At 64.7% G+C, this 232-nt stretch carries 1 pseudogene; it reads left to right on the top strand.

From position 1 onward, the window contains the following. Positions 1-232, top strand: a pseudogene (locus tag SM755_RS24250) (sugar transferase); the annotation flags it as partial.

The following is a 232-nucleotide window of genomic DNA, read 5'->3' as shown; positions in this document are numbered from 1 at the left end:
CGAACCGGAGCAGGCGCTCGCTGACGGCGGCGTTGCCGGACTAGAAAACATCGACCATCTCGGCGGGCTGTCCCGGGTCGAGGACGTGCTGGTCGAGTACGACGTCGATACCGTGGTGCTGGCGTTCGGCGAAGCGGACAGAGGGGAGTTCTTCGGGGCTCTGGACGCGTGTTACGAACACGGCGTCGCGGCGAAAGTGCACCGGGACTACACTGATTCAGTGCTGACTCCG

It is taken from the genome of Natrialba sp. PRR66 (assembly GCF_034808065.1).
In the GTDB taxonomy this organism is placed as follows: Archaea; Halobacteriota; Halobacteria; order Halobacteriales; family Natrialbaceae; genus Natrialba; species Natrialba aegyptia.
This window is presented reverse-complemented; position numbering and strand designations above follow the sequence as displayed.